The 25,746-nt window shown below is 37.2% G+C and carries 30 protein-coding genes; 10 read left to right on the top strand and 20 right to left on the bottom strand.

Features of this window, described 5'->3' with window-relative positions; all coding sequences use genetic code 11:
• Positions 1 to 207: 207 nt before the first annotated feature.
• The 13 genes from argA to CDA10_RS14665 all read right to left on the bottom strand — a co-directional run bounded on the left by argA (position 208) and on the right by CDA10_RS14665 (position 9,260).
• A complete protein-coding gene (argA, locus tag CDA10_RS14610) occupies positions 208 to 1,560 on the bottom strand; it encodes an amino-acid N-acetyltransferase (RefSeq protein WP_089606310.1) in 1,353 nt (450 codons plus the stop codon).
• A gap of 146 nt (positions 1,561 to 1,706) precedes the next feature.
• On the bottom strand, positions 1,707 to 2,084 hold the full coding sequence (locus CDA10_RS14615; protein WP_089606311.1) for an RcnB family protein: 378 nt from the start codon (positions 2,082 to 2,084) through the stop codon (positions 1,707 to 1,709).
• Between the two features lie 231 nt (positions 2,085 to 2,315).
• Positions 2,316 to 2,696 (bottom strand): RcnB family protein, encoded by a 381-nt coding sequence (locus CDA10_RS14620; protein ID WP_089606312.1) that lies wholly within the window; start codon positions 2,694 to 2,696, stop codon positions 2,316 to 2,318.
• A 254-nt stretch (positions 2,697 to 2,950) separates the two neighbouring features.
• On the bottom strand, positions 2,951 to 3,361 hold the full coding sequence (locus CDA10_RS14625; protein ID WP_089606313.1) for an RcnB family protein: 411 nt from the start codon (positions 3,359 to 3,361) through the stop codon (positions 2,951 to 2,953).
• A 290-nt stretch (positions 3,362 to 3,651) separates the two neighbouring features.
• On the bottom strand, positions 3,652 to 3,807 hold the full coding sequence (locus CDA10_RS16895) for a hypothetical protein (RefSeq protein ID WP_167374972.1): 156 nt from the start codon (positions 3,805 to 3,807) through the stop codon (positions 3,652 to 3,654).
• Between the two features lie 198 nt (positions 3,808 to 4,005).
• The gene (ahr, locus tag CDA10_RS14630) at positions 4,006 to 5,028 is read right to left on the bottom strand and encodes an NADPH-dependent aldehyde reductase Ahr (protein WP_089606314.1); all 1,023 of its coding nucleotides are present in this window, start codon (positions 5,026 to 5,028) and stop codon (positions 4,006 to 4,008) included.
• A 32-nt stretch (positions 5,029 to 5,060) separates the two neighbouring features.
• A complete protein-coding gene (locus CDA10_RS14635; RefSeq protein ID WP_089606315.1) occupies positions 5,061 to 5,615 on the bottom strand; it encodes a DNA-3-methyladenine glycosylase I in 555 nt (184 codons plus the stop codon).
• A 46-nt stretch (positions 5,616 to 5,661) separates the two neighbouring features.
• The gene (locus tag CDA10_RS14640) at positions 5,662 to 5,907 is read right to left on the bottom strand and encodes a hypothetical protein (RefSeq protein WP_089606316.1); all 246 of its coding nucleotides are present in this window, start codon (positions 5,905 to 5,907) and stop codon (positions 5,662 to 5,664) included.
• 45 nt (positions 5,908 to 5,952) lie between these two features.
• Complete coding sequence (locus tag CDA10_RS14645; protein ID WP_089606317.1) at positions 5,953 to 6,489, bottom strand: M23 family metallopeptidase; 537 nt, start codon at positions 6,487 to 6,489, stop codon at positions 5,953 to 5,955.
• Between the two features lie 87 nt (positions 6,490 to 6,576).
• Positions 6,577 to 7,626, bottom strand: a complete 1,050-nt coding sequence (mutY, locus tag CDA10_RS14650) for an A/G-specific adenine glycosylase (RefSeq protein ID WP_089606318.1) — start codon at positions 7,624 to 7,626, stop codon at positions 6,577 to 6,579.
• A gap of 128 nt (positions 7,627 to 7,754) precedes the next feature.
• A complete protein-coding gene (locus CDA10_RS14655; RefSeq protein WP_089606319.1) occupies positions 7,755 to 8,123 on the bottom strand; it encodes an HIT family protein in 369 nt (122 codons plus the stop codon).
• Positions 8,124 to 8,177: 54 nt separating this feature from the next.
• The gene (locus CDA10_RS14660) at positions 8,178 to 8,915 is read right to left on the bottom strand and encodes a dienelactone hydrolase family protein (RefSeq protein ID WP_089606320.1); all 738 of its coding nucleotides are present in this window, start codon (positions 8,913 to 8,915) and stop codon (positions 8,178 to 8,180) included.
• Positions 8,916 to 9,101: 186 nt separating this feature from the next.
• On the bottom strand, positions 9,102 to 9,260 hold the full coding sequence (locus CDA10_RS14665; protein ID WP_089606321.1) for a DUF1328 domain-containing protein: 159 nt from the start codon (positions 9,258 to 9,260) through the stop codon (positions 9,102 to 9,104).
• Between the two features lie 200 nt (positions 9,261 to 9,460).
• On the opposite strand from CDA10_RS14665, the gene CDA10_RS14670 reads away from it, so the two are divergent.
• The 4 genes from CDA10_RS14670 to CDA10_RS14685 all read left to right on the top strand — a co-directional run bounded on the left by CDA10_RS14670 (position 9,461) and on the right by CDA10_RS14685 (position 15,020).
• A complete protein-coding gene (locus tag CDA10_RS14670) occupies positions 9,461 to 9,913 on the top strand; it encodes a YcgN family cysteine cluster protein (RefSeq protein ID WP_089606322.1) in 453 nt (150 codons plus the stop codon).
• A 156-nt stretch (positions 9,914 to 10,069) separates the two neighbouring features.
• A complete protein-coding gene (gene ampC / locus CDA10_RS14675; protein WP_089606323.1) occupies positions 10,070 to 11,236 on the top strand; it encodes a class C beta-lactamase in 1,167 nt (388 codons plus the stop codon).
• A gap of 82 nt (positions 11,237 to 11,318) precedes the next feature.
• Positions 11,319 to 12,593: a replication-associated recombination protein A gene (locus CDA10_RS14680; protein WP_089606324.1), complete on the top strand. Its 1,275-nt coding sequence runs from the start codon at positions 11,319 to 11,321 to the stop codon at positions 12,591 to 12,593.
• Between the two features lie 75 nt (positions 12,594 to 12,668).
• Positions 12,669 to 15,020, top strand: a complete 2,352-nt coding sequence (locus tag CDA10_RS14685) for a glycerophosphodiester phosphodiesterase family protein (protein WP_089606325.1) — start codon at positions 12,669 to 12,671, stop codon at positions 15,018 to 15,020.
• 474 nt (positions 15,021 to 15,494) lie between these two features.
• Here CDA10_RS14685 and purC read toward each other — a convergent pair whose 3' ends face one another.
• Genes purC through dapA form a run of 3 tightly spaced genes read right to left on the bottom strand, consistent with a single transcriptional unit; the run spans position 15,495 to position 17,772 of the window.
• Positions 15,495 to 16,214, bottom strand: a complete 720-nt coding sequence (purC, locus tag CDA10_RS14690) for a phosphoribosylaminoimidazolesuccinocarboxamide synthase (protein WP_089606326.1) — start codon at positions 16,212 to 16,214, stop codon at positions 15,495 to 15,497.
• A gap of 37 nt (positions 16,215 to 16,251) precedes the next feature.
• A complete protein-coding gene (locus tag CDA10_RS14695) occupies positions 16,252 to 16,860 on the bottom strand; it encodes a lipoprotein-34 precursor (NlpB) (RefSeq protein ID WP_089606327.1) in 609 nt (202 codons plus the stop codon).
• A gap of 15 nt (positions 16,861 to 16,875) precedes the next feature.
• Positions 16,876 to 17,772, bottom strand: coding sequence for a 4-hydroxy-tetrahydrodipicolinate synthase (dapA, locus tag CDA10_RS14700; RefSeq protein WP_089606328.1), 897 nt, complete (start codon positions 17,770 to 17,772; stop codon positions 16,876 to 16,878).
• A 529-nt stretch (positions 17,773 to 18,301) separates the two neighbouring features.
• On the opposite strand from dapA, the gene pncA reads away from it, so the two are divergent.
• Together pncA and CDA10_RS14710 are read left to right on the top strand one after the other, a co-directional pair.
• Positions 18,302 to 18,949 (top strand): bifunctional nicotinamidase/pyrazinamidase, encoded by a 648-nt coding sequence (gene pncA / locus CDA10_RS14705; RefSeq protein ID WP_089606329.1) that lies wholly within the window; start codon positions 18,302 to 18,304, stop codon positions 18,947 to 18,949.
• Positions 18,950 to 19,043: 94 nt separating this feature from the next.
• Positions 19,044 to 19,997, top strand: a complete 954-nt coding sequence (locus CDA10_RS14710; protein ID WP_089606330.1) for a bile acid:sodium symporter family protein — start codon at positions 19,044 to 19,046, stop codon at positions 19,995 to 19,997.
• A gap of 50 nt (positions 19,998 to 20,047) precedes the next feature.
• Here the strand turns inward: CDA10_RS14710 and CDA10_RS14715 are convergent, their stop codons facing one another.
• Entirely contained in the window at positions 20,048 to 20,533 is a 486-nt protein-coding gene (locus tag CDA10_RS14715) for a 2-thiouracil desulfurase family protein (RefSeq protein ID WP_089606331.1), read from the bottom strand.
• Between the two features lie 78 nt (positions 20,534 to 20,611).
• Between CDA10_RS14715 and CDA10_RS14720 the strand changes: the two genes are divergently transcribed.
• From CDA10_RS14720 to CDA10_RS17045, 3 genes are all read left to right on the top strand, one after another.
• Positions 20,612 to 20,890 carry a DUF4031 domain-containing protein gene (locus tag CDA10_RS14720; RefSeq protein ID WP_089606332.1) on the top strand — a complete coding sequence of 93 codons (279 nt, stop codon included), beginning with the start codon at positions 20,612 to 20,614 and terminating at the stop codon, positions 20,888 to 20,890.
• Between the two features lie 105 nt (positions 20,891 to 20,995).
• Positions 20,996 to 21,748, top strand: a complete 753-nt coding sequence (locus CDA10_RS14725) for a pyridoxine 5'-phosphate synthase (RefSeq protein WP_089606333.1) — start codon at positions 20,996 to 20,998, stop codon at positions 21,746 to 21,748.
• A 56-nt stretch (positions 21,749 to 21,804) separates the two neighbouring features.
• Complete coding sequence (locus CDA10_RS17045) at positions 21,805 to 22,020, top strand: hypothetical protein (protein ID WP_089606334.1); 216 nt, start codon at positions 21,805 to 21,807, stop codon at positions 22,018 to 22,020.
• Between the two features lie 369 nt (positions 22,021 to 22,389).
• Here CDA10_RS17045 and CDA10_RS14735 read toward each other — a convergent pair whose 3' ends face one another.
• Complete coding sequence (locus tag CDA10_RS14735; RefSeq protein ID WP_089606335.1) at positions 22,390 to 22,872, bottom strand: hypothetical protein; 483 nt, start codon at positions 22,870 to 22,872, stop codon at positions 22,390 to 22,392.
• An 89-nt stretch (positions 22,873 to 22,961) separates the two neighbouring features.
• Here CDA10_RS14735 and CDA10_RS14740 point away from each other — a divergent pair, with 89 nt between their 5' ends.
• The gene (locus CDA10_RS14740) at positions 22,962 to 23,180 is read left to right on the top strand and encodes a helix-turn-helix domain-containing protein (RefSeq protein ID WP_089606336.1); all 219 of its coding nucleotides are present in this window, start codon (positions 22,962 to 22,964) and stop codon (positions 23,178 to 23,180) included.
• Between the two features lies 1 nt (position 23,181).
• Here the strand turns inward: CDA10_RS14740 and CDA10_RS14745 are convergent, their stop codons facing one another.
• Positions 23,182 to 24,138, bottom strand: coding sequence for a hypothetical protein (locus CDA10_RS14745; RefSeq protein ID WP_089606337.1), 957 nt, complete (start codon positions 24,136 to 24,138; stop codon positions 23,182 to 23,184).
• Positions 24,139 to 24,153: 15 nt separating this feature from the next.
• The coding region (locus CDA10_RS14750; protein WP_089606338.1) for an ORC-CDC6 family AAA ATPase at positions 24,154 to 25,746 on the bottom strand (1,593 nt) is incomplete at its 5' end.

Consider the following 25,746-nt stretch of genomic DNA (forward strand, 5'->3'; position numbering starts at 1 on the left):
AACTTATTTAAAATTGTGCAATAGAAAATACAGACTGACTAAATTTAAAAAAATTCTAAGACACTGAAATTATTATATTAAATAATCATTATTCTAAATTTGTATAATTTTAGGCAGGATTTTGCTAAGAATAAATTCTATTTTCCTATAGAGATAACGAATATTCTTAGCAAAAAATAAGATAACATATCGGTTATTTTCAGACGTTTAAATCCGTTTTTTAAACACCATTGAATTACGTTGATAATTATATAAAGCTTGGCGAGCTTCTGGTAAATCATCCACATTGGCCGTAATAAAGCCATGTTCTATGAACCAATGCGCAGTACGTGTGGTCAAGACAAAGAGTTGTTGAATATGTAGCTGCTGCGCTTTTTCTTCTAAAAAATTCAGAATTTGACTACCGCGATTGGATTTACGATAACTTGGGTGTACTGCGACGCAGGCAATCTCTGCCGATTTAATTTCACCACCAGTGACAGGAATTGGATATAAAGCAGCGCAAGCGAGAATCGTTCCATCACGTTCAATCACAGCAAATTGATCGATTTCATTCTCTAAACGTTCACGTGAACGATAAACCAACATTCCATCTTCTTCGAGTGGGCGAAGTAGGTTAATGAGACCACCGACATCACCAATATTCGCCATACGCACTTCTTCATAATGTGCATCGGTAATCATGGTGCCATGTCCATCACGTGTGAACAATTCTTCGATCAATGCACCATCATAGGCATAAGACAGCAAATGTACGCGATGCACGCCTTTTAAAGAGGCTTCTTTGGCATTTTGTAAATGCAAAGCAATTTCAAAATTAGAGTCTTGGTACTTTCCAATATGTTGGTCTAATTGTTGAGGAGTAATTTCTCGCAACAATTGACCATATTCATCCATTAAACCTTGTTGATTGCCTAAGAAAATTAGTTTATCAGCTTGAATATGAATTGCTGTTTTAGTCGCAACCTCTTCGGCGAGTAGGTTAAATACTTCACCTGTGGTGGAATAGCCTGTTGGCCCAAGTAATACAATATTTTGATTGTTTAAATGTCGCTGAATCGCTTCTGTATCAATAGTGCGAACTTCACCAGTCAATTGAAAATCTACACCATCACGGATGCCATAGGGTTTTGCAGTAACAAAATTACCCGATACGACATCAATACGCGCACCAAACATGGGTGAATTTGCCAATCCCATAGACAATAGTGCCTCGATCTGGAGACGGATTGAACCAACAGCATTCATGACACAAGGCAAGGATTCACGTGTTGTGACACGATGATTGATATGGATTGGACTTTGAATGGCTTTTTCTTTTAAATTTTCATTAATTTGCGGACGAGCGCCGTGAACCAATATCAGGCGAATACCCAATGAATGCAGTAGCGCAATGTCATGGATAATGTGTTGAAAATTCTCATGTTGTACAGCTTCACCACCAAACATGAGGACAAATGTTTTACCACGATGTGCATTGATATATGGTGCAGAATGACGAAACCAATGCACATATTGTTGTGTCGTGCCTTGTGAAGTTTCTAAAATGTCAGTTTGCATGCCAATCTCAATATTGATGGTTTATGAAAGAGAGTTTAAACAAAAAATAGGGATGAAGAATAGAGAAAATAAAAAAAGCACTAGAACGTGGAAGAACTAGTGCAAAGAGGGTATTCGATTTTCAGTTTGTGTTATCGCAAAGTCACTTATAGACCAAGTACTTTTAGAATGACATAAGTGGTGGTGTCGACCAGTACATATTGATTATCGGCTTTGTACCATTGTTGGTTTTTGCCTGGCTTACTCAGTTTTTTATTGTGCTGATAATTCACTTTATAGCCCGCGCCACGATAATCATTAGGAAATTTATTGCCAGTATTCCAGTTATGATGCGGTTTATTTTGAGTTGCAACACGCTTAACGTCAGCACCATGATTGTTAGGGTGTTGTTGAGTGTTTTTATGTTGCTGTGTTGGCATTGCTTTGTCATGATGATTTGCATGATCTTGAGGCGCAGCTATAGCTGTCGAAGCAGCCATCATTACACTGATAGAAATTGCAAAGGTAGAAAATATTTTTTTCATAACATCACCTAAAACTTTATCTTGTTGCCTTTTGATGTGATCAATTTAATTGAAAATGATAGAGAAATGATGAAGGTTAAAATGTGTTTTGTTCTCTTAGATTCTTAGATGATGAATAAACTATGTGAGCTTATTTCCAATATATAGAAAGCCCAATTTTGATTGGGCTTTTATTTTCATTGAATATAAATGGATGAATAAAATATCTGTCATTATTCAATGACTCAGCAATTATCCAATCACACGAATGATACGGTTATTACGTTCATTCACTAAAACATAGTCACCGTTTACTTTGTACCATTGTTGATATCTGCCTTGTTTTGGCAACTGGCGATAGTTTTTATAATTGACATGATAACGAGAAGAGCTAAATTGGCTTGGTAAATATTGTCCAGAACGCCATTCGCGGCTTGGGTTTACTCGGTTGTTATATCGGTCATATTTGTCATAGCGATCATTGTTATTCCAACGATTGTCATGTTTATGATCCCAATAATTTTGCTGATAACGATCATAGCGGTCTTGGTGATTATCATGTGAAGCCGCCATTGTAGATGTTGCAACGAGAGCGCTTAAAGATAATGTAATTGCTGTTAATACTTTTTTCATTTGATTCACCTGAATTGAACTTTTGTCCTTTGATGAAATCAATTTACTCAACAATTCAAGATAAATGGTGAGGGGGATTTAGTTGAATTGTGAAATGTATGGAGGCTTGATGAAGGAATGTAACTGTCTTCAAAAATTACGCTCATACGTTCAGAGAAGTTAAATAAACAGAAGGGGTTAGGTCGCTTTTAGCAATAAAAAAGCCCAAACGATGTTTGAGCTGAGGTCTTGTATCTTAGCTGTTAAATCAGAGATTACATGCCGCGAATGCTTAAAATATTATTACTGTCAGAATCCACTAAAATATAATCATTGTTGATTTTGTACCATTGTTGATTACGAGAAGGTTTTGGAAGATTACTGTCTTTATAATCGACTTTATAGCTATTACCACGATAGTGTTGTGGCATCACATAGCCTGTCTGCCAACGATGTTGCTGCAAACGTTTTACACCACGTTCTTCTCGCTCACGGCGTTGTTCTTGAATATCATCGTCGTCATCATTGTCGCGAAATTGACGCCCACGATCACCACGATCATTTTTGTTACCACGGTCATCATGATCGAAGCCACGACCATTGTCAAAATGAGGCTTTGCACTGCTGATCTGAGTTGTCATCAGTGTTGATAAAGAGATGGCGATGATCGCTAAAATCTTTTTCATAAGAGCCCTCGCTTTTGCATGTGTAGATTTTTCACACCACTACTGTACTGCTTAATTGCAGAGAAACTGTGAAGAAAGTTCAGTTTTTCATTTAAAAATACAGACATAATAAGAACATATTTCTTTATTTGATTAAAGTGTTATTCGAAAGACTTATATGATAAGACATTGAGCTGAATTAGAAAATTGTGAATGGGTTCAAAAAAATGTAAAGAATTATGAAAATAAGTCGGAGCAATCATCCAACTTATTCTCTTATTTTTAAGGATAGCGCAATTTTGAAGATAAGTTTAGTGCCATTGATTGGACATATGCTTTAAGCAATTGATCGCTTTAACAACATTTTCAGCAAGTTGAGCATCATCCAAAGCTTGAATCAGTTGATTTGAAAGTTGCAGTTGTTCAATGGAACGAATCATTTCAACTTTACGTTTTTGATCTTTCATGAGTAGTTCCCCAAAGTGGTGATTTATCTTGAGCTCGACTATAAGCTGAATTTATAAATTTGAAAAACTGAATAATATTGTTATTTTAATTGATTTAAACGATTTTATAGTCATTGTTGGAACAATATTTACGTCTTATCGTTTTAAATTTTTGCTATTCACAACATAAATTGTGAATAGCAATTTGAGTCAATAAAATTAAAAATCAGCTTTTAACACGATACGATAACGGGCTTTGCCTGAATGTAGGCGTTCTAAAGCATCATTGATTTGAGACATTGGATAAAGCTCAATTTGCGGAGCAATGTTTTTACGTGCAGCAAATTGTAAAAGTTGGCGTAATGCAAAAGGTGAACCTGTTGGAGAGCCTGTGACAGATTTTGCTCCACTAATTAAGCTACCAGCTGGAATAGCCATCGGTTCAATAACCATGCCGAGCATATGTATTGAGCCATTTGGCGCTAGGGTATTGAGGTAAAGTTTCCAATCTAAAGTAACATTTACGGTACACAGTAATAAATCAAACTTTCCACGTTGAGTTTTGAGTGCATTGGCATCACGGCTATTGACCACGTGATCAGCTCCCATTGCTTTTAGTTCATCCGTTTTATCTAGACTGGAAGTAAATGCAGTAATTTCACAGCCCCATGCCTTGAGCAATTTGATCGCCATGTGACCTAAACCACCAATACCAATCACACCAACATGGTGAACGGCTTGAATTTGATGCTTTAAAATAGGGTCAAAGACGGTTATGCCACCACACAATAATGGCCCAGCGCTTTCTGGGTCTAAATCTTCAGGAAGTGGAATAATCCACTGCCAACCTGCGCGGACTTTATCTGCAAAACCACCTGCATGACCCACGATAGTTGCCTGTTTTTGACCTGTACAAAGTACTTGTTGTCCACTGATACATGGGTCGCAATATTGACAACTTTCAGCTGTCCAACCAATACCTACCCGTTGTCCGACTTTTAAGCCTTTGGCTTCGGAACCTAGTTGAATAATCGTACCAATAATTTCATGTCCGCCAATGACAGGAAAAACAGCATTTCCCCATTCATTATTGATCACAGAAACATCTGAGTGACATAGCCCACAATATTCAACTTTGACTTCGACTTGGTGTGCTTTAAGTTCACCTGCATCAAATTGATAAGGGACAAGTTCTGCACCTGCTTCTAAAGCCGCATAGGCTTGGATGGTATTTTCAGACATTTGGATCCTTCCTCTTATTTTCGAATGAAAATTTAACGAGATATGCAATCATTTTCATGGTCATTGACCATACCAACCGCCTGCATAAAGGCGTAAATCGTGGTTGGGCCAACAAATTTAAAACCATTCTTTTTCAATGTTTTTGAAAATTTTTGACTGATTTCAGTTTGTGCAGGTGCTTGTTTGTAGTCTGGAACATCATTACTTTGTACTTGTTTGTCGACAAAATTCCACAACCAATCCACCATGTCGATGTTTTGGGCTTTCATATTTTGCCATGCGATGGCATTGTCACGAATCGCCGTTAGCTTTCCAATATGTCGAATTAAACCTGCATCTTTACATTTCTCAGCTAAGTCATCATCAGTAAAATCAGCAATGTTTTGAATAGAGTGATTAAAGAAGTGTGCTCGATAGCTTTCACGTTTTTTTAACACAGTAATCCAAGACAAACCTGCTTGTTGTCCTTCTAAGCACAGCATTTCAAATAAATGCTTTTCATCACGATTCGGTTTACCCCATTCATGGTCATGGTATTCAATATAAATCGGATCATCGGAGCACCAACCACAGCGTTTATTTGACATGAATGATGCTCCTTTTTATTTATTGGTATATGAATTAAATTGTTGTTTAGATTTGAAAATCGGCCCATTGATCTGTTTCAGTATCCCAATAGGACAGTTCGGCTTGAGTTAGATCTGTAAATTTGATCCAAAAATCCTTTCCAGTTTTATCTGCAAATCCTGTACTGATCAAGAGGGCATCTTCAGTAATTTCCATGATCCAACCTTGATGAGTTTGTCCGTTCAGCACAATTTTTTGTTGATTGCCTGATTCTGCAAACTTAACTAAACGCTCAAGCAAAGCTTCTGACATGAAATATTCCTAAAATCTGACTTAAAATGAATTCACGTACATCAATTAACGTAAATAGGGGTAAGGGTTGACTGCACCACGACCTTTGCCGTTTAAGTATAGTCCATAGTGTAAATGTGGAGCAGTATGGCGTGCATTTCCTGTATTGCCAACATAGCCAATCAGCTGACCTTTTTTAACATAATCGCCTTCTTTGAGACCACGCTTATGATCATTCAAATGTGCATAATAATGGTAAGCGCCACTTGGCCCAATCAGCCAGATCACTTTACCACCCAAATTGTTACTTTTTAAACTAGCGATCAGACCTTCAGTGGTACTGTACACTTTTGTACCTCTTGAAGCCATGATGTCTATGCCTTCATGTGCTCTCCCTTGGCTACGGGAAGCACCCCATGTGTCAGTTAAGTTTTGTGATTTTACCCCATCAACAGGGATAGGCAATTGGTTGGGTAAAGGCATCGCTTTAAGTTGCATAATGGTTCTTTGCGGTAAAGGCGTTGATTTTTTAGGTGCTGTTGTACACGCCGTTAAAAAAAATATAAATAAGCAAATTAAGCTGAAATGGGTACTACGAGACACAGGGAATCCTTGTTTATAAATTTTTACTCTTTGATGCTGAAACAATCAGAATGAAGTGATTCACATCCTGATTTGAGTTTGACTATGTCATATCTCTACCGCAGAGATCAATTTTTTCATGGCGGTAGGAATACCCATTTGTGTAGCTTTTTGTGGCGTTAGCCATTCTCCACCGAGTTCAGCCTGTAGATATTCTGTTTGATCTGCTTCGACTTGGAAAATATGAGCATTCAATATCCACGTAAAGTGAGTAAAACTATGCGAAATTTGAAAAGGCTCAGCAGTGGAAACCAGTTTCAATCTTTGGCAAAGTTGACTAAATTCCGCATCATTTTCAATGATGGGTATGCTCCACAAACCACCCCATAAACCGCTATTTGGTCGTTGTTGCCATAACCATGGATTATCCGATTGCAGTTCATTTGCTTGTAACAACAGTACTTTAGCTGTTTTGACAGGAACAGGCTTTTTCGGTTTTTTATAGGGTAGTTCAGTTTCTAAACCTTGTTGATGTGCTTGGCAATGCTGTTGCATTGGGCAGTATAAGCAGAGCGGTTTTTTAGGTGTACAAATGGTTGCACCTAAGTCCATGATCGCTTGAGTATAGTCATGATTTCGCTCGACAGGACAAAGACTGTCTGCCAGTTGCCACATCGCTCGTTCATGGATGGGTTTAGTCAGATCATCTTCTATGGCAAAAAATCGTGCTAAAACACGTTTTACATTACCATCCATAATGACGCCGTATTGGCGTAAACCTAACGACATCAATGCACCACCTGTCGAAGGCCCAATGCCAGGAAGTTCAATCCATTGTTCTAAATTTTCTGGAAATTGACCTTGTTGGCTGACAATGATTGCCGCTTTATGTAAGTTACGTGCACGTGCGTAATAACCCAGTCCTGCCCAATAGGGTGCAACATCATCCCATGATGCTTTGCCTAAATCATTCACAGTAGGGAAGCGTTGCATAAAATGATCAAAATATTGCAGTACCGTTTTTACTTGAGTTTGTTGCAGCATGATTTCAGATACCCAGACTTTGTATGGATCATTTGCGACTTGCCAAGGCAGATCATGGCGTCCGTGTTGATCAAACCAAGTAAGTAAGGCATCTGAAAAGGAAAATTGCGGCATATTGATCAAGTATTGAAGTGAGTATAAAACTGGGTGTTTAGTATAGCGAATCGCAGTGAGCTTTCGAGCGTATTTTCAAAGTAAAAAAGACGCCGAAGCGTCTTTTTGGATAGATGTTCAGGAAGAGCTTAGTCTTCGCTAATCACACCCCAACGTTTATCAAGTTTGAGTGGTTCATTTTTGTAACGTGGAATAATGTGCATGTGGAAATGCTCAGAGTGTTCGTCACCAAACACATGACCATCATTAAATGCGATATGAAAACCTTCAGGTTGGTGACGAATCTTCAACTCATTACGTGCGAGTTCAAGTAATGTCGCCAAACTTTTACGCTCTTTTTCAGTTAAACCAAAAAAGGAGTCAGTATGGCGTAGAGGAATGATCACTGTATGCCCTTTAGACAAAGGATTGGGTTCAGGCAAAATTGCACCGAATTCATTTTTATCAATGATGTCAAATTCATCAAATTCACAATATGGGCATTTTTTATCAGTCATTTTAAATTCCTCTTTTCAATCTCTGTTAAATCAAAACATCGCCGTACAATTGGGTTAAGCGAGTGTACGATCTAATACACTATACATTGCGACTAAGCCGTTTTTCTCCGCTTCGGCGTTATAGCCTAAATCTACATTGTTGGCTTTGGCGCGTTCGTCAGCGAGCGGGTTACTAAAGCCATGCTTAGCATTTTTTAGCACAATCACCTCTGCTATGACATGGGCATTGTTCATTTCTTGTTTAAATGATTCAACATCTGCCAAAGATACCATGCTGTCGAGTTCGCCATGCAGAACCAAGACTTCAGCTTTGAATGTATCTTGTTGAGCGACTTGCTGAGCAGATAAATTCGCATGGAAAGTCACAGCAGCTTTTAAGTCAGCACCTGAACGTGCTAAATCCAAAATAACTTTACCGCCATAACAAAAACCAACTGCTGCAAGACGAGTTGCATCGACTTCAGGTTGTGCTGCCAATGTTGCTAAGCCTGCATTGGCACGATCGACGATGGTATTTTCATTCTGGAATGTTTGCATCATCCATTCGCTGGCTTGAGGCACTTGAGTCGTGGCTTTTTTATCACCATACATATCAATCGCTAGAGCAGCGAAGCCATGTTCAGCAAGTTCACGAGCGCGTTGTTCGGTATATTCATTACGCCCCCACCATTCGGGAGCAACAATGATGCCTGCCACAGGTTTTACAGATTCAGGTGCAGCAAAATAACCAATCAGTGTTGACCCATCAGCTGAAGTATAGGTTATTTCACGAGTTTTGATTGCGGCAACCATCTGTTCAATCCTTATATGAATGAGAATGAACTTGATTAAAGCATAAATCAGCAAGATTCAAAGGACTAATTTATGAATATTGGTATTGAAATGTGAGAATTTATGAAAGCCTCAATAAAGCAAAAAGAAGGATTAAAACCCTTCTTTAAGTATTCACTTGAAATGCACATAATAACTTTAAGTTGGCTAGACTTTTCCTCTGGAAATAAAGCCTACAATTGCTAAAATAGCAGCAACTACTAAGAGGATAACCGCAAAGTCTTTAGACATACCCGCAACGCCACCGAAGCCAAACAAACTCGCCACTAGTGCAATCACTGCAAAGATAATCGCCCAACGAAACATAATTCGATCTCCATATTGTTTTTATCAGATTTTAGTATATGCATGTTTTTTCAACAGAAGTGTATTGTTGTGTGGCCTAAGTGTGAAAATATCAATGATATGTAATTGATCTGTTACGTTTTTAGGTTGCTGATGTCACGGTATGGGCCGCTAAAACTGCTATAATCTATCAAACTTTTGATGAACAACGTTCGAATCGTATGACTCTAAGCCTGCGTCCACAATTTTGGAAAAATTATTCTCTTGCTGAAATGAATCAAGCGGAATGGGAAGCATTGTGTGACGGTTGTGGTCTGTGTTGTTTGATCAAATTGGAAGATGACGAAACCAATGAAGTTGCATACACCAAAGTTGCATGCAAGCTACTCGATTGTAAAACTGCACGTTGTTCTGATTACCCAAATCGCTTACAACATGTACCTGATTGTATTCAACTGACACCTGAAAAATTACAAAACATTCATTGGCTACCTTCAAGCTGTGCATATCGCCGTTTAAATGAGGGTAAAAATTTACCGACTTGGCATTACCTCAATACGGGTTCAAGAAATAGTGTGATAGAAGCCCGAAAATCAGCAGCAGGGCGTTGTATTTCTGAAGTAGAAGTCGATGAAGAAGAGATTGAAGATTATATTGTACGTTGGGTGCGATAATATTGAGTTCTGTTTATTTATCTGCATTCTTCAGCAATAAAAACAATACTTTTACAGTCATTTCTCTATTCACCCACATATTATGAGTACCTAAAGACAGACATTATTGTGGAAGGCTTTCAGGTTGCTTGAGTTAAATGAATTTTGGAAATATACATGATCGCATCAAGAAAGCTGTTCTTAATTGTAGGGCTTTTATCTTGTCATTCTTCTGTTTGGGCGCAGCCGCTCAGCGAGCAACAAGTAAAGGACATTGTAGATCAGCAATTTAAACCCTTATTAGAGCAATATAAGATTCCCGGATTAGCGGTCGCAGTGACATTGAATGGGAAGCATTATTTTATCAATTACGGGCGAGCATCAAAACAAAACCAACAAGCGGTAAGCAACAGTACCTTATTTGAACTTGGCTCAGTGAGTAAGACCTTTAATGCCACTTTGGCAAGCTATGCTCAGGCGCAAGGGCAGTTATCATTGTCTGATCATCCTGCCAAGTATTTCCCTGATTTAAAAAATACAGCAGTGAATAAAGCCACAATCTTGAATCTAGGCACGTATACAGCAGGTGGTTTTCCGCTTCAGTTTCCTGATGAGATTATCCAACAACAGGATATGATTCAATATTTCCAAACTTGGCAGTCGAAAACCAAAGTCGGCGCTGCCCGTCAATATTCCAACCCAAGTATTGGTTTGATGGGTTATGTCACGGCTTTAGCCATGAAAAAGCCGTATGCTGAATTGCTTGAAAAAACATTGTTTCCACAGCTCGGTCTGACACAGAGCTTTATTCATGTGCCTGAGCAGCAGATGTCGCAATATGCATGGGGTTATAAAAATGACCAAGCGATCCGTGTTTCCGCGGGAATGTTTGATGCTGAAGCGTATGGGGTGAAAAGTAGCAGTTCCGATATGCTGAAATTTCTAGATGCTCAAATTAACCCACAAAAATTAAAACAACCGATGCGTGCAGCGATTGAAAGTACACATGTAGGTTATTTTAAAGTCGGTGCGATGACGCAAGGTTTAGGTTGGGAGCAATATGCTTATCCTGTTCAGTTAGAGACTTTATTGCAAGGCAACTCCAGTAAAATGGCTTTAGAAAGTCATATCGTCACGCCAATCGAGCAGCCTAAAATAGCGCCAGCCGCAACGTTGTTTAATAAAACGGGTGCGACCAATGGTTTTGGTGCCTATGTTGCATTTATCCCACAACAGAAAATAGGCATTGTGATGCTCGCTAATACAAACTTCCCAAATGCTGCACGAATCACCGCAAGCTACCGTGTCATAGAGCAGTTACTTCAAACGAACACTGCGCAATAGAATGTCGCATGATTACAGATTCAAATTGTAGATTTGAGTCAGACACAATAGACTAGGACAAAACAGCATAAAGCCAATAATGATGTCAGATACGCATATTCCTTTACCTGAACGTTTACGCCCTCGTGATTTGTCAGAAATCATCGGGCAAGATCATTTGCTTGGTGAAAATGCACCGTTACGTCAAATGATTGATCAAGGTCATTTACCTTCAATTATTTTTTGGGGACCGCCTGGGGTTGGGAAAACTACAATCGCATTGCTTTTGGCACAAGCTGTAGATCGTCCTTTTGTGAGCCTATCTGCGCTAAATACAGGTGTTAAAGAGCTGCGTGAAATCATTGCTGAAAGTGGTGATTTGCTGACCCCTGTGGTTTTTATTGATGAAATTCATCGTTTTAATAAGTCGCAACAAGATGCGTTATTAAATGCTGTTGAAAAAGGTAAAATTACCTTAATTGGTGCGACCACTGAAAACCCATCCTTTGAAGTCAACAGTGCATTATTATCACGTTGTCAGGTTTATACCTTACATGCGCTGAGTAATGAAGCCATTCAAGATTTAATACTTCGCGCAATTCAGCAGGATAAATTTTTAAAAGAGCGTTATATTCAAATTGAAGAGTTTGATGCATTGGTGCAGTTTGCAGCTGGTGATGCACGTAAGGCTTTAAATTTAATTGATTTGATTGCCAGTACTTTTGAAGCAGATGTAGAAAATATTGTCACCAATGCAATTGTTGTAAAAGTTGCACAGCAGAATATTGCACGTTATGACAAATCGGGCGAGCAACATTATGACCTTGTATCTGCTTTTATAAAATCAATTCGTGGAAGCGACCCTGACGCGACTTTATATTGGATGGCGCGGATGTTAAAAGGTGGGGAAGATCCAGTCTTTATCGCACGTCGTATGTTGATCGCGGCTTCGGAAGATATTGGAAATTCAAATCCAAATGCTTTACTCCTTGCTGGTGAATGTTTCCGTTCGGTACAAGCGATTGGCATGCCTGAATGTCGTATTATTCTTGGACAATGTGCAGTTTATCTTGCAACCAGTGCCAAGAGTAATAGTACCTATTTAGCAATTAATAAAGCTTTAGAGTTGGCTGATAAAACTGCAAATCTTCCTGTACCGTTGCATTTACGCAATGCGCCAACCAAGTTGATGAAGGAACAAGGTTATGGTGTGGATTATCTCTATCCGCATAATTACCCTGAGCATTTTGTACTTCAAGAATATTTACCACCTGAACTCAAAGGCACGAAATTATACGAGTCTGCACGTAATAAGCGTGAAGTTGAGGGGGAACGTTTACAGCAACGTCGTTGGCAACAAGAACAGCAACAACAATAAAGTGAGGTTGATGCATAGCTTCGGCTAGGTTATGCATCAATTGGAAAATACATTTGCAATGATTCAGAATTGATTATGAAATTATCTTTTTTATCGCTCGCTATCGTTACGCTTCTTCCATCCCTAAGTTATGCAGAAATCTCCACTAAAATTACGACCAAACAACAAATTCAAAACGGTTCAGTGTCTCAATTAAAAGTGCTTTATCAACAAGATTTCACACAACAAAAAAGCATTCCTCAAGGTTGGCGTATTCCTGGAAATAATGCAGGTAATGTCTATGTGGAAAAGGGCATATTGAATATTGATGGTCGTGCGAATGCGATGCAGACCACTTCAATTTTATTGCCACAAAATTTAGAAAAACAGCAAAACTATCGAATTGATTTAGAATTGAGTTTAGATCAACCTCTAAATAATTCACGTTGGGGCAGTGTGATTTATGATGTGACAGAAGCGCAAGGTGTGATTCCAAGTCGTTATTATCAGTTTACATTGCGCGCAGATACAACAGCGAAAAATGGCACAGAGTTTGGTCGACGTAAAGCAAATGGTCAGTGGGAGCTGTTTGAAACTAAAGCATTTTCTGAAAATATCAAACCGAATCAGTGGTATAAAGCCAGTATCGTAGTGTCAGGACAGCGTGTACAGCATTATTTAAATGGCCAGTTGATGCAAGATGTTGAGTTGGAACAGCTTTCAGCCAAAGGTGGTATTGGCTTATCCGCAGCAGGTGTTATTTTAAAAGTTAAAAATATTCAAGTATCTGAACAAGTGACCGCTTTACCCAACTTACAAAATAAAGTAATCCAAGTTCAGGAAATTGAAAGTAATGTTGCTTTAGCACCGACGATTATCCAAAAGATTGAAAATAGTAGTTCACCATTAAATTCAGCCAATCAGTTGTATTATCAACTCGATGCTCAGCTCAATTTATTCAATCAAAATGGGCAAAATATAGGGACTTTAGCGCAATATCTAGCACAGCCTCAGCGTAATACGATTCCCGTACTTGAAATTAAAGAGCCGAAAACATTAGAAGCTTTGAAATTATTGGCGAATACTCAAGATATCAGCGATATCACCTTATTGTCTAAAAGTGATGATTTACTCAAAACAGCACACCAAATTGTCCCGATGGTACGTACAGCTTTAGATCTAAGCGCTGAAAAATTAAAAGATAACCGTCAAAGCCTTTCTGAAATTATACGCCGTAGCAATCAAGCCTATGCCCGAATTGTGGTTTTACCACAGTCCTTGGCTAATAAAAGCAGTGTTAGTTTTATCCAACGACATTTAATGACCGTTTGGATGGATAGCTCGGTTACGCAACCACAGCAAGCTGCGCAAATTTTAACGTCAGGTGTGAATGGTATTATTACAACGCAAAGTACATTATTCAGCAGCGTTTTAAAGCAATTTCCTAAAAATACTTTATTGCGTAAACCCTTCATTATTGGACATCGTGGTGTACCAAGTCTTGAAGATGAAAATACTTTAGAAAGTGCGAAACATGCTGTGGCTTTAGGTGCAGATATTGTCGAAAATGATATTTATCTCACTAAGGATCAACAGCTTGTTGTTATGCATGATGCAACTGTTGATCGTACTACAACGTCAACAGGTAAAATTGAGGAGATGACACTTGCCCAAGTTCAACAACTCAAATCAAAGAATAAAGAGTATAAAATTCCAACACTTGCAGAATATTTTTCAAGCTTTAAAAATAATCCAAATTTCGTATTAATGATTGAAATGAAAAGTGCTGATCCACAATTAGTACCCAAAATGCAGGAAGAAATTAAAAAGTATCGAGTTGAAAATCAGGTGGTCACGACCTCTTTTAATATCGATCAAGTGGCACGTGCGCAGACATTATTGCCCCATATTCCACGTGGCTTATTGGTAGGGATGATGCCTAAAAACTACAATAATTTGGTCAGTGCCAAACAAATCAATGTGGATGTTCAAAAGTACAATTCATCTTATAACCCTGCATATCGTGCGGACTTAATCACTTTATTAGAAATAACAAAACATCGTGGGATTAGCTTTTGGCCGTGGGCGTTAAATGATGAAACCTTTAAAAAACTTTATATCGCAGGCACATACGGAATAACAACGAATTCAGCACAGCTTTATTCTCAGTATATTGTTGATGTACAAGTACCACAAAATATGAAGGCTCAAGTAAATCAGCCTGTACAGCTTATTGCTCAATTAACCCAACAAGATCAAACTCAATCTCGCCAAGAAATTCGTGATTTTCTTGTTTTATCAGGCTCACCAAAATATGAGTTTAAAAATGGTCAGTTGAGTTTCTCTGAAAAAGGGACTGCTTATGTTTTAGCAGGCTATAAATATCAGATTGATTCACAAAATTTTTACCAGATATTTTCAGCACCAATGAAAATAGTCGTTAAATAACCTGAGTTCGAGATATGATATGTTCCCAACTATATGATACGCGGAAACGTCAGTCGCATTGTTTGAGGCAGGACTACATCTGCAATATACTGTTTTTGCAAGATATTAGATACTTGATGGTGTCAGTCGAGTTGGCGACTCTTGCGCTGCTTTAATCACAGCTCAGGTTTTGCCCTTGCGTGGCAGTGCCACTCATCCCGAAAGCCTTGCGAGGTAATACCTCTCAGGTCGAACCGAAGGTTAATCCTTGCATTTGATTTTAAAAGGTAAGACTCCGCTGTGCCTGATCTATCTTTTCAATAACTTACATCAAAGTTTATCCCGAACTGTCGTTAAATAATGTTTCACTTTGATCTGCTAGACTGTATTCAGATATAAAACGTAATGAACTCATTTCGTAAAGTGCTAAAATATTGATTTGAAAATAAAAAAACCGAGCAATTTAGCTCGGTTTTTTATTTTCCAGTATCTAAATTAGATATCAGAAAGATCTACACCAATACGCGTAGCCACTTCTTCATAAGCTTCAACAACACCACCTAAACCTTGACGGAAACGGTCTTTGTCGAGTTTTTTCTTAGTGTCTTTGTCCCATAAACGGCAACCGTCTGGAGAGAATTCATCACCCAGTACGATACGGTCATGGAACACGCCAAATTCAAGTTTAAAATCAACCAATAACATGTTGCCTTGATCAAACAAGTCTTTAAGAACCACATTCACTTTTTGAGTGAGTTCTTTCATTTGAGCCAATTGTTCAGCAGTCGCCCAACCTAAGGCAATCGCTTGAGATTCGTTGACCATTGGATCGCCCAAAGCATCATCTTTGAAAAACAATTCGAACGTTGGCGGAACAAGTTCTAAACCTTCTTCTACACCTAAACGGCGGCATAATGAACCTGCAGCGTAGTTACGAATGACGCATTCAACAGGAATCATTTTTAATTTTTTAACTAAAACTTCAGTCGGAGAAAGGAGCTCTTCGAAGTGAGTTTCAATACCAGCAGCAGCCAATTTTTCCATGATAAAGGCATTAAAACGGTTATTCACCTTACCTTTGCGATCTAGTTGCTCTATTTTTTCGCCGTTAAATGCTGATGCATCATCACGGAAAACGAGAATTAGATGATCTGCGCTATCTGTTTCATAAACGGATTTCGCTTTACCAGTATAGAGCAAGGTTTGTTTTAACATGGGGGAACCTTTTGCAAGTAAAAATTGCCTAGAACGACTAGGCTGGCCAGTTTTGGTAAATCTGGGATAACAGTTCTGCAGCTTTTTCTTTATCTGCAAAGCTGTTGTCAGCATTGAACAGAGCAAGCGTATTGCTTGATCCCACTGAGTTAAGTTTCAAAATATAAGTTTGTTTGTCGATTTTCATAGTAGCTTCATAGCCGCTTTTGCTTTGACTATCGACCTTAATATTTAAACTACTCAGTGTGGCAAGTGCGTACTGCCAAATTGTAGCAGAATTTCCATCAATTTTAATCAATGGATTGCCGTTTCCATCAGTTAAAAGTTGTGGACGACTTACGCTCTCGCTTGATTTTGAATTTTCATCATTTGCTGGATTAATTTGAGCAATTTCAGGGCGTGGTACTTCGTAACGATTACCACGTTTATTTTCAAATTTAGGCGCATGTTGAATCGCTTGAGGGTCAACAATAGGAGCAGGATACATAGGTGTCGCAGGTCTAACCATTGTACCTTCAGGATAATTAAGTGGCTCTACTGTGGTCGTATTTTTATAATCTAAAGAACCATTGCTGATTCCAAGTGAACTACAACCCGCCAAACTTAAAGCTGAAAGGGCAAGAGTTAAACCTAAACGTAATTGCATAATACTAAGCTCTTATTAAATGATACCCACTGCTTTGAGTTCTTCACGCAGTGGTGTACGGTATTGTTCTGCAAGTGGCGTTAATGGTAAGCGAATACCTGTACCAATTAATTCCATTTCATGGAGTGCCCATTTGACTGGAATTGGGTTGGATTCACAAAATAGAATATTGTTTAATTTTGCAACTTGACTGTCTTTTGCTTGAGCAATATCAGTTTGGCCAGCCAAAGCAGCGGCACAAAGTTCACTCATAATTTTTGGTGCAATATTGGCTGTTACAGAGATATTGCCTTGCGCGCCTAAAGCGATCAATTGGCATGCAGTTTCATCATCGCCTGAATAAACCGCCATGTTTTTGCCTTTTAAGCCATCAATCAGTTCTTTACCACGTGGAACATCACCAGTCGCATCTTTAATACCCACAATATTTGGGATATCTGCTAGACGAATTGCTGTGTCGTTGTGCATATCTACACCAGTACGACCGGGTACATTGTAAAGAATGATCGGTAAATCTACGGCTTCAGCGACAGCTTTATAATGTTGAAATAAGCCTTCTTGGGTTGGTTTGTTATAATAAGGTGTAACCAATAGTGCAGCATCTGCACCAAGTTGTTTTGCTTCTTTAGTGAGCTCAATCGCTTCGTGTGTTGAGTTTGCACCAGTACCAGCAATAATTGGAATACGTTTATTGGCTACACGAATAATTTCTTTAATAACTTGTGTGTGTTCTGCCAAATTAAGAGTAGATGCTTCGCCAGTTGTACCGACAGCAACAATACTATTAGTGCCTTGTTCTATGTGCCACTCAACGAGCTTCTCGAGACCCTTCCAATCTACGCTGCCATCTTCGAACATAGGGGTGACGATTGCGACAATTGAGCCTTGAATGATCTGTGCTTGCTGAGTCATTTTGAAAAAATATCCTATTTTTCCATCTACAGTTTACGTTGTGTAAAAATAATATGTAGGTGGTTGCAGTATTTTGATTTGAGCGAGAAACAATCATTTTAGAGATTGAGTAATGCTTATGCAAATTATGACTGATTCAGCGAGTGAGAACAATACGATTTATTCAAAGCTGGAGAAATCTTTATAAAAAGAAACAAATAGATTTTAACGCATTTGAATATAGCGCTATCTATTCCAATATTTTCTTACTTAATGGAGATTTAGAAGGGATTTTTAGGGCAGAAATGCGGTTATGATTATGCAGCCTAAAAATATCATAACGGCTTAATTTTGTTGATTATGTTAGCTGTATCAGTACTTCTCATTTTACTGTGATGTCATTCAAAACACTGAAAAGTGATTCAATGCTTTGATTATGTGTAAGAGCCCGCAATTTTAGGCTTTTTTATTGTATGTTGAGTCATATAGGATTTTTATTTTCATCATTAAGATCTTTACATAGGATTCAATTTAAAAGGGAATCGGGGAAATGTTGCAATCTGAGCGTAGTGTTTTAATTGTTGTTGATGTGCAAAATGGCTTTACATCAGGTGGAAATTTAGCAGTTGCAAATGCTGAGCAGATTATTCCAACCATTAACCAATTGGCGCAGCATTTTGAAAATATTATCCTGACTCAAGATTGGCATCCTGCAAACCATATTTCTTTTGCTGAAAATCATCCTGATAAAAAACCATATGACACGATTCGATTAAATTACGGTACACAGGTATTGTGGCCTTCGCATTGTGTGCAAGGTTCAAAAGATGCTGAATTTCACCCTGATTTAAATATTCCCACAGCCCAAATGATTATTCGTAAAGGCTTTCATTCTCAAATCGATAGCTATTCGGCATTTATGGAAGCGGATCATCAAACCACTACAGGTTTAGCGGGTTATCTCAAGGAACGTGGCATAGATACCGTTTTTATCGTTGGAATTGCAACAGATTTCTGTGTGGCATGGACGGCAATGGATGCAGCAAAATTAGGCTTTAAGACCTTTGTGATTTCAGATGCAACCAAAGCCATTGACCTACAAGGCTCGTTACAACATGCATGGCAAGACATGCTTGCAGCAGGTGTGAAGCGAGTGGTTGCAAATCAAATTTTAAATGCGGTTGGTACTGAAAAATAGTGCTACGCGAGAAAAATAAGGTATTCACTTGATGCTTCTATTAACATAAGTCAGATCGACAATGCTCAAAATGTTTATCTAGGTAGCAATCATAATGTCTGCAATGTTACGGTTTAGTCAGTTCGTACAAAAAACTTTTGCCTTTTGGGTGGTATTTTTTGCTTTTATCGCACTGTGTTTTCCTCCCGCCTTTGTATGGATGAAAGCTTATATTCCATGGGTTCTGGGGATTATCATGCTGGGAATGGGGATGACCATGACCGTGGATGATTTCAAAGGTGTATTGCAAAATCCGAAAGCTGTTGTGATAGGTGTGGTGGCCCAATTTGTGATTATGCCGGGGTTGGCTTATTTACTTTGTCAACTTTTTCAATTGCCTGCTGAAATTGCGATTGGTGTGATTTTAGTGGGATGTTGCCCTGGTGGAACAGCGTCCAATGTGATTGCTTATATGGCCAAAGCAAATACGGCTTTATCGGTTGCATGTACCACAGTTTCTACTTTTTTAGCACCGATTTTAACACCTGCTATTTTTTATGTGCTTGCCAGTCAATGGATTCCGATCGACGCTGGATCAATGTTTATCAACATTCTGAAAGTGGTTATTTTCCCGATTATTCTTGGTGTTGTGCTCAGAAGTTTGTTTAAGCAAAAAACAGCACAGTATATTCAGATTATGCCGCTGATTTCAGTCATCGCAATTGTTGCCATCGTTGCTGCAATTATTGCGGCCAGTAAGGCTTCGATTATGCAGTCGGGTTTGCTGATTCTCGTTGTGGTGATGTTACATAATGGTTTAGGATTTTTCTTAGGATATTGGGCAAGCCGTTTATTTAAATTGTCTTATCCTGATGCCAAAGCGGTGTCGATTGAAGTTGGCATGCAAAACTCTGGTTTGGGCGTGACTTTAGCTGCCATTCATTTTTCAGTATCACCAATAACTGCCGTTCCAAGTGCAATTTTTAGTTTATGGCACAATATTTCTGGGCCAGCTTTGGCCACGTATTGGGCAGCAAAAGCGGACAAAATGTCTAAAAATAAACAGTAAAATAAGTTGTTTATCGAACCGATATTTTTTAGAGCGCTTAGGCGCTCTTTTTATTTCGACATAATGGGTAAAGGTTGTAATTGTTGTAAGAACGCCTCTTCAGTCATCACGGTAAATCCATGTTGTTCAAGTAAAGCTGCTGTCACACCCTTTCCTGCAATTTTCTGATCTGAGAAAGTACCATCATAGATCATTTGTGAACCACAAGACGGGCTATTGGCTTTGAGAATGACATGTGTGACTTGATGTTGTTGAGCAAGCTTTAATGTTTTTTCAGAACCTAAAATAAATTCTCTTGTTACATCAATTCCTTGGCTATCTATGACCTTTGCCAGTCCTTGTAAAACTGTAAAACCATCACCATTAATGATTTCAGCAGGCTGTCGTGGGGTAGATAATCCACCTGCAATTTCAGGGCAAATGACCACTGCTTGATGTGTATCAAGCAACTGTTTAAGTTTAAGCTGTAAACAGTTTTTTGCATCATAACGGACATTTTGACCAACAAGACAGGCGCTAATTAAGTACTTATTCATAGGGTTTGGAAACAAAGGCTGAATATTTTCAAATCATAAGCACAGTATAGTTATATATTGGATCTTAGGGTGTTTTCTATGGCAATTTATGTGGATCGAGCAAAAGTTCCATTTAAGGGTAAACAGTGGTGCCATCTGATGGCCGATACTCTTGAGGAGTTACATGCTTTTGCAAAAGCTGTGGGGATCGATTCGAGATTATTTCACCGTTCGGCTTCTTATCCACATTATGATATTACCTTAGAAATGCGTATTTTAGTGATTGCTTATGGCGCTATCGATGCAGATCGCAGAACAATTATTATGTGTGGCAGAAAGTTGAAAATACAGTTGATTGCATTAGAGCAAAATCAGTAAATAGTGTATTTATTCGAATAAACTGTGCCTTGTGGTATATATAAAACAACATATTTATAAATCATGTGTAGCAAATAATATTCTTGAATGGAGACAAAAAATAAAATGACCAGACTCAGTATTAATGTGAATAAGATTGCTCTTATTCGAAATTCTAGAGGGACTAATTTTCCAAATTTAGAGGATTTTGTAGAAAATTTATTGAGGCTAGGTGTTAAAGGTATAACGATTCACCCAAGAACTGATCAACGTCATATTAAGTATGATGATGTTTATCAAATTTCTAAGATAATCAAACAGTATCCTGATGTAGAGCTGAATATTGAAGGATATCCAGATCGGAAATTTATCGATCTTATTAAAGATGTTGTACCTGAACAATGTACTTTAGTCCCAGATTCACCGACACAGTTAACTTCAGATCACGGGTGGGATTTGAAAGATCCGACGTTTTTACAATCTGTGATACAAGAGCTCAGAAATGTCCCTTCAAGATTGGCATTATTTATTGAGCCTAATAAAGAAGATGCAATTTTGGCTAAACAACTCGGAGCTGATGCGATTGAAATATATACAGAATACTATGCAAGTCGTACTCAACAAGATGAAATAGACTTGGCGATTCAGTCGATTTCAGAGGCTTGTATCGCTGCTGAAGATGTAGGATTAGTCGTCAATGCAGGTCATGATTTGAATTTAGATAACTTAGAAAAATTATTAAACCGCTGCAATATCAGTGAAGTATCGATTGGGCATGCTTTTACAGTTGAATGTATTCAATATGGAATACATGAAGTCATTCAACGTTATCTTACTATATGTGAAAAACGTGGGGCGACGATCCGCAATAGTGTTTAGGATCAGTATGAAATGAGCCAAAGTTTGAATGATTTGGGGCTGAAGAGGATTGGGAAATTCTTAAAGCTGTTCGCTTAGAATCTCTGCTTGATCGTCCAGATGCTTTTGCTGCCACTTATGCCATTGCAGAGAAATATAGTGTGTCACCAAATAATTCGCGAGCAGTGAGTTTTTACTTTCGACATGGTTTCATCTTTATACCCGAATGGGAATCTGTAGCGCTGAGTTCAGGTGAAAAAAATCAAAAAATGGAATGTTCAGCATTATTTTAATTTGTGATTTTATATCTTATCGAAGATCATCTGTTTTACATTTTTAAATTGGTTTTATATAAATCTTTTGAAACAGGTATAAAAAATCCACACATCATGCTGTTTAGAGCATAGCTTGTGTGGATTTTTTGAGCAATCTAGTATTACACTTTATTACTCAGTATGAGACTTTATTACTTTCATACAACACCATGACTGAGAGTAATAATGTATCATACTCATTTTTTTTCAAGTGATTGATTTTATTGGTGCTCAAATTTTATCTAAAAAAATAAAGTATCATACTCACGGTTCTTCACCACTAAATTTCAGTCAACTACTGAGTAATAAAGTTTCATACTGAAATATCTATCTTTTAAAATTTTGAAATTAAATTAGTGATGTTAAAAAATCATTGTATGCTTTCAATTTTTCAATATCTTGAAGTAATTGGTTTTTTCTTCTCAAAATATCAGTCGTTAGTTCTGGAAAATCTGTAAGGGCTTGTTCAGAAGCTTTTACTTGGTTTTCGTAAATCTTCTGCTTTTCTTTTAATTGCTTAGTCTTGAATTCAAGTTTTCCTGAATCATTTTTAGCAGTTTTAAGATCAAATTGTTTTCTAAATTCACACATGCTTTCAGTTTCAACAAATGTTGAAAGTCTTGGATTGTCAGAATGAATCTGTTTGATTAAGTGACCTTGTTTTATTAGTTTTCTCAGAAGTCTATAAAGTTGTTGCTGATTGATTCGTTGCTTTTCATCTTTTGAAAGATTCAAAGTGTTCCAAATTTGTTGTGATGTCCACCCATCAATTTGGTTTTTGTGTAGGAGAACAAGAAAAGATTGAAAGATCGGAGAGACTATTTGTTTCATAAAAGAAAACTATAAAATTTAAAAAGAGGATTATAGTCCGTGGATATATAGTCCTCAAATAGTGATAGTTCTGTTTTTTAAGCATTTGAATGTTTATGTCAGAACTTACTATTCAATTTGGGCAATTAGTTCGCAAGTACAGAAAAGAAAAAAGCATGTCACAAGAGCATTTGGCATTGCTCTGTAACATGGATCGGAGTTATTTAGGACGGATCGAAAGAGGAGAGGTGAATCTTACTATTGAAAAACTCTATCAATTGGCGAGTATTCTTGAAATCTCCCCTAAACAGTTGCTACCAACATTATAAGTTAAACGAATAATTCTACTTCATAAACCCAAAGCCTTTTTAAGCCTATAGATGTTTCTACCGAATAGTTAATACATTCTGGGAGTAAAATAGTTATGCCTCTATTTTCCCCCTCTAAAGCCCAATAAATAGCAAAGCCTAGCGTTTGGGCTTTTGTTGAAATAGGAGCTAAATATATATTGTTCTTATTTTCATTTTTTTGATCTAATTCATTTACAATATCACTCAAAACTTGTGCTGTTGCAAAAGGGTTATTAGCTGGTGAAAACCTTCTTTTCGTTATCCAATCAGTGTGTTGTGTAATACTTCCACTTAAAGCTGCTCTCATAGCGCTTTGTTGATACATATCTGCACTTAATGATGGAAATGAAAATAATGGATGAAATGTAGCACCATCTTTATAAGAAACCACCTGAGAAACCATCTTATGATCATAACCAATATTAATGATCAAATGATCTGTGTATTCAGAATTCGCAGTTTGCGATATACCACTAATAGGACGAACAATTTCTGTTGTAGCACCAAATTCAGTATCTTTAGCTTTAGAGTAAGATCTCGGTTCAGAATAGATTGCTGTAAATTTAACAACACCTTTATATTTTAACATAGCGATCAAGAATATCAGTACATGTCGCATAAAGCCTGTAATATCAATACATATTGTTTTATTGTTAATATCACCCATTCTGTCAATTAATGCTGATACTTGATCTTTTTCATGTGTGGCAGAAGGTGAGATAATTTCAAAATCATTAGGGATTGGTAATTTATCTTTCGTGAAGTGATATTCAGGATGCACAAGCCAATATTTTTGCGTAGCATTGATTTGAGTGAATAAGGATTTTACACGCTCACTTAGATTGTAAGCAGAGATAAAAATATCAAAACTTGGTAAATCTGTATGAAGATTATTTATATCAAGAGTTGAGTTATAGAAAATAGAATAATCAATCATATTAATATATTAGGCTCAATCAAAAAGGTCATTATGTTTTAACAAAGACTCATCACGAGTGAAAGGTTGATTCCATTTGAGTTCGGAAGTCTTTAGTAGATTATTAAAATCTTTAATTTTATCGATATTAAAAATTGCATTAGCAAGTCCTCCCGAAAGCCCAATATCTCCTCGTTTGCCTATTGGAAGCTCCCATATCGGAGACAACATCGGATTTAAAGAAATTTTACGGCTAATCTTTAGATTATTACGATTAGGTCGACCGCTTTTGATTTCAAATACAAATGAATAATTAAGAGCACTTTGTAGAATGGCTTTTGCTGAAGAACTTAGATCATCATCAGGAAAACTAATTGTAAGAGGAGATGATTCGGGTATGTTTAGCGAAAAACGTGCTACGCGTAACAGATCAGCCATATTTTTAACAGCTATTCTTGCTAAATCTGATGGGCGTCCGAAATTAGAATCTTGTTCGAACAAGAATCTAGCTGAATTAACAGCTGCTTTACTTTGATTCTCAATTGATAATGGTGCTCCATTTATAAAATCGAGTTTTTTAAAACGAGCAATATCATAAGCTGAGCTCAATATGCTTAATAAATTTCGAGGATTTCCATTAGACATTTCAATAAATGAGTCAAAACCACAATAAATCATTGGTTTAGCTGAATCTTTATTTAATTGAGCGATGAGATCTTTTGCATAGTGAGAATACGATTCTTTATAGGATTTTACAGTCAAACTTTTAGGTTTATCCAAATAAATACATGCATTTCCATGGATTTTTTTAGCGATATCTAAATAATTTTCTTCGTTGTTAAAATCTTTACAAAATCTTAAAATATTATGCTTTTTTATTAAAATTGGAAAATTATTAACTAAAGTATTAGTAATTAAGTCGACATCTTCTTTTTGAAAAATCTGAGGAATTTCTCGCAAAGTATCTTTAAAGTTATTTATAAACTTTAAATTATCGTCACTATTTTGCATATTTAGGAAGTTTATAAAGCTTTCATAATAATTGTTCGAATTGATATTTTGGAAGCATGCTGAAATGTTGAAAGATGAATCCGAAGTCACTTTTTCATAGAGTAATCTTGCTCTTATAAATGAATATGCAAAATTTTTATAATTTTGAGCTTCCTGAAGTAGGTCATCTAGATATGTGATTTTAAATTCAACATCTTCACGGTTTTCTTCTCCATCTCCAATAGTGGCATATGTTTTTAAAGCATAAAGCCGCCCGCTTATCCTGAATGCAATTAGTCCTGAATTATACCTAATTAAACTTTGTATTACTTGTTGTTGGCTTTCAGAAAAAAAATTTTCTATTTCATCTATCAAATAAATTAAATTAATTTTTGTTAGTGATGGGTGCCATAAGTTAATTGCATTTTTAATATTTATTGATAAATCTCCTAGTGAAAATGGAGGGTTAACATTAAGTTGATTTGTAAATGCAAAGTTATTAATGGCATCATTTATAGATTTTATTTCATTGTGTATCCAACCTTTAAAAGATTCGATATCACTAAAAATTTTTAAATCATTTTCATTTAGAACAGTTTTAGCAAGATAATTTATAGGTGGTGTTTTAAAAAGTATGCT

This window comes from Acinetobacter piscicola, assembly GCF_002233755.1.
Taxonomy (GTDB): domain Bacteria; phylum Pseudomonadota; class Gammaproteobacteria; order Pseudomonadales; family Moraxellaceae; genus Acinetobacter; species Acinetobacter piscicola.

Excerpts from the sequence above, each read along its gene's own strand:
- CDA10_RS14680 (WP_089606324.1), top strand. The coding sequence starts at position 11,319 with ATGTCAGATACGCATATTCCTTTACCTGAACGTTTACGCCCTCGTGAT.
- ahr (WP_089606314.1), bottom strand. The coding sequence starts at position 5,028 with ATGTCTGAAAATACCATCCAAGCCTATGCGGCTTTAGAAGCAGGTGCA.
- CDA10_RS14665 (WP_089606321.1), bottom strand. The coding sequence starts at position 9,260 with ATGTTTCGTTGGGCGATTATCTTTGCAGTGATTGCACTAGTGGCGAGT.
- CDA10_RS14620 (WP_089606312.1), bottom strand. The coding sequence starts at position 2,696 with ATGAAAAAAGTATTAACAGCAATTACATTATCTTTAAGCGCTCTCGTT.
- purC (WP_089606326.1), bottom strand. The coding sequence starts at position 16,214 with ATGTTAAAACAAACCTTGCTCTATACTGGTAAAGCGAAATCCGTTTAT.
- mutY (WP_089606318.1), bottom strand. The coding sequence starts at position 7,626 with ATGCCGCAATTTTCCTTTTCAGATGCCTTACTTACTTGGTTTGATCAA.
- CDA10_RS14745 (WP_089606337.1), bottom strand. The coding sequence starts at position 24,138 with ATGATTGATTATTCTATTTTCTATAACTCAACTCTTGATATAAATAAT.
- CDA10_RS14740 (WP_089606336.1), top strand. The coding sequence starts at position 22,962 with ATGTTTATGTCAGAACTTACTATTCAATTTGGGCAATTAGTTCGCAAG.
- CDA10_RS14685 (WP_089606325.1), top strand. The coding sequence starts at position 12,669 with ATGAAATTATCTTTTTTATCGCTCGCTATCGTTACGCTTCTTCCATCC.
- pncA (WP_089606329.1), top strand. The coding sequence starts at position 18,302 with ATGTTGCAATCTGAGCGTAGTGTTTTAATTGTTGTTGATGTGCAAAAT.
- CDA10_RS14715 (WP_089606331.1), bottom strand. The coding sequence starts at position 20,533 with ATGAATAAGTACTTAATTAGCGCCTGTCTTGTTGGTCAAAATGTCCGT.
- CDA10_RS14640 (WP_089606316.1), bottom strand. The coding sequence starts at position 5,907 with ATGTCAGAAGCTTTGCTTGAGCGTTTAGTTAAGTTTGCAGAATCAGGC.
- CDA10_RS14720 (WP_089606332.1), top strand. The coding sequence starts at position 20,612 with ATGGCAATTTATGTGGATCGAGCAAAAGTTCCATTTAAGGGTAAACAG.
- CDA10_RS14725 (WP_089606333.1), top strand. The coding sequence starts at position 20,996 with ATGACCAGACTCAGTATTAATGTGAATAAGATTGCTCTTATTCGAAAT.
- CDA10_RS14625 (WP_089606313.1), bottom strand. The coding sequence starts at position 3,361 with ATGAAAAAGATTTTAGCGATCATCGCCATCTCTTTATCAACACTGATG.
- CDA10_RS14655 (WP_089606319.1), bottom strand. The coding sequence starts at position 8,123 with ATGACTGATAAAAAATGCCCATATTGTGAATTTGATGAATTTGACATC.
- CDA10_RS14660 (WP_089606320.1), bottom strand. The coding sequence starts at position 8,915 with ATGGTTGCCGCAATCAAAACTCGTGAAATAACCTATACTTCAGCTGAT.
- CDA10_RS14615 (WP_089606311.1), bottom strand. The coding sequence starts at position 2,084 with ATGAAAAAAATATTTTCTACCTTTGCAATTTCTATCAGTGTAATGATG.
- CDA10_RS16895 (WP_167374972.1), bottom strand. The coding sequence starts at position 3,807 with ATGAAAGATCAAAAACGTAAAGTTGAAATGATTCGTTCCATTGAACAA.
- CDA10_RS14710 (WP_089606330.1), top strand. The coding sequence starts at position 19,044 with ATGTCTGCAATGTTACGGTTTAGTCAGTTCGTACAAAAAACTTTTGCC.
- CDA10_RS14635 (WP_089606315.1), bottom strand. The coding sequence starts at position 5,615 with ATGTCAAATAAACGCTGTGGTTGGTGCTCCGATGATCCGATTTATATT.
- argA (WP_089606310.1), bottom strand. The coding sequence starts at position 1,560 with ATGCAAACTGACATTTTAGAAACTTCACAAGGCACGACACAACAATAT.
- CDA10_RS14695 (WP_089606327.1), bottom strand. The coding sequence starts at position 16,860 with ATGCAATTACGTTTAGGTTTAACTCTTGCCCTTTCAGCTTTAAGTTTG.
- ampC (WP_089606323.1), top strand. The coding sequence starts at position 10,070 with ATGATCGCATCAAGAAAGCTGTTCTTAATTGTAGGGCTTTTATCTTGT.
- CDA10_RS14670 (WP_089606322.1), top strand. The coding sequence starts at position 9,461 with ATGACTCTAAGCCTGCGTCCACAATTTTGGAAAAATTATTCTCTTGCT.
- dapA (WP_089606328.1), bottom strand. The coding sequence starts at position 17,772 with ATGACTCAGCAAGCACAGATCATTCAAGGCTCAATTGTCGCAATCGTC.
- CDA10_RS14735 (WP_089606335.1), bottom strand. The coding sequence starts at position 22,872 with ATGAAACAAATAGTCTCTCCGATCTTTCAATCTTTTCTTGTTCTCCTA.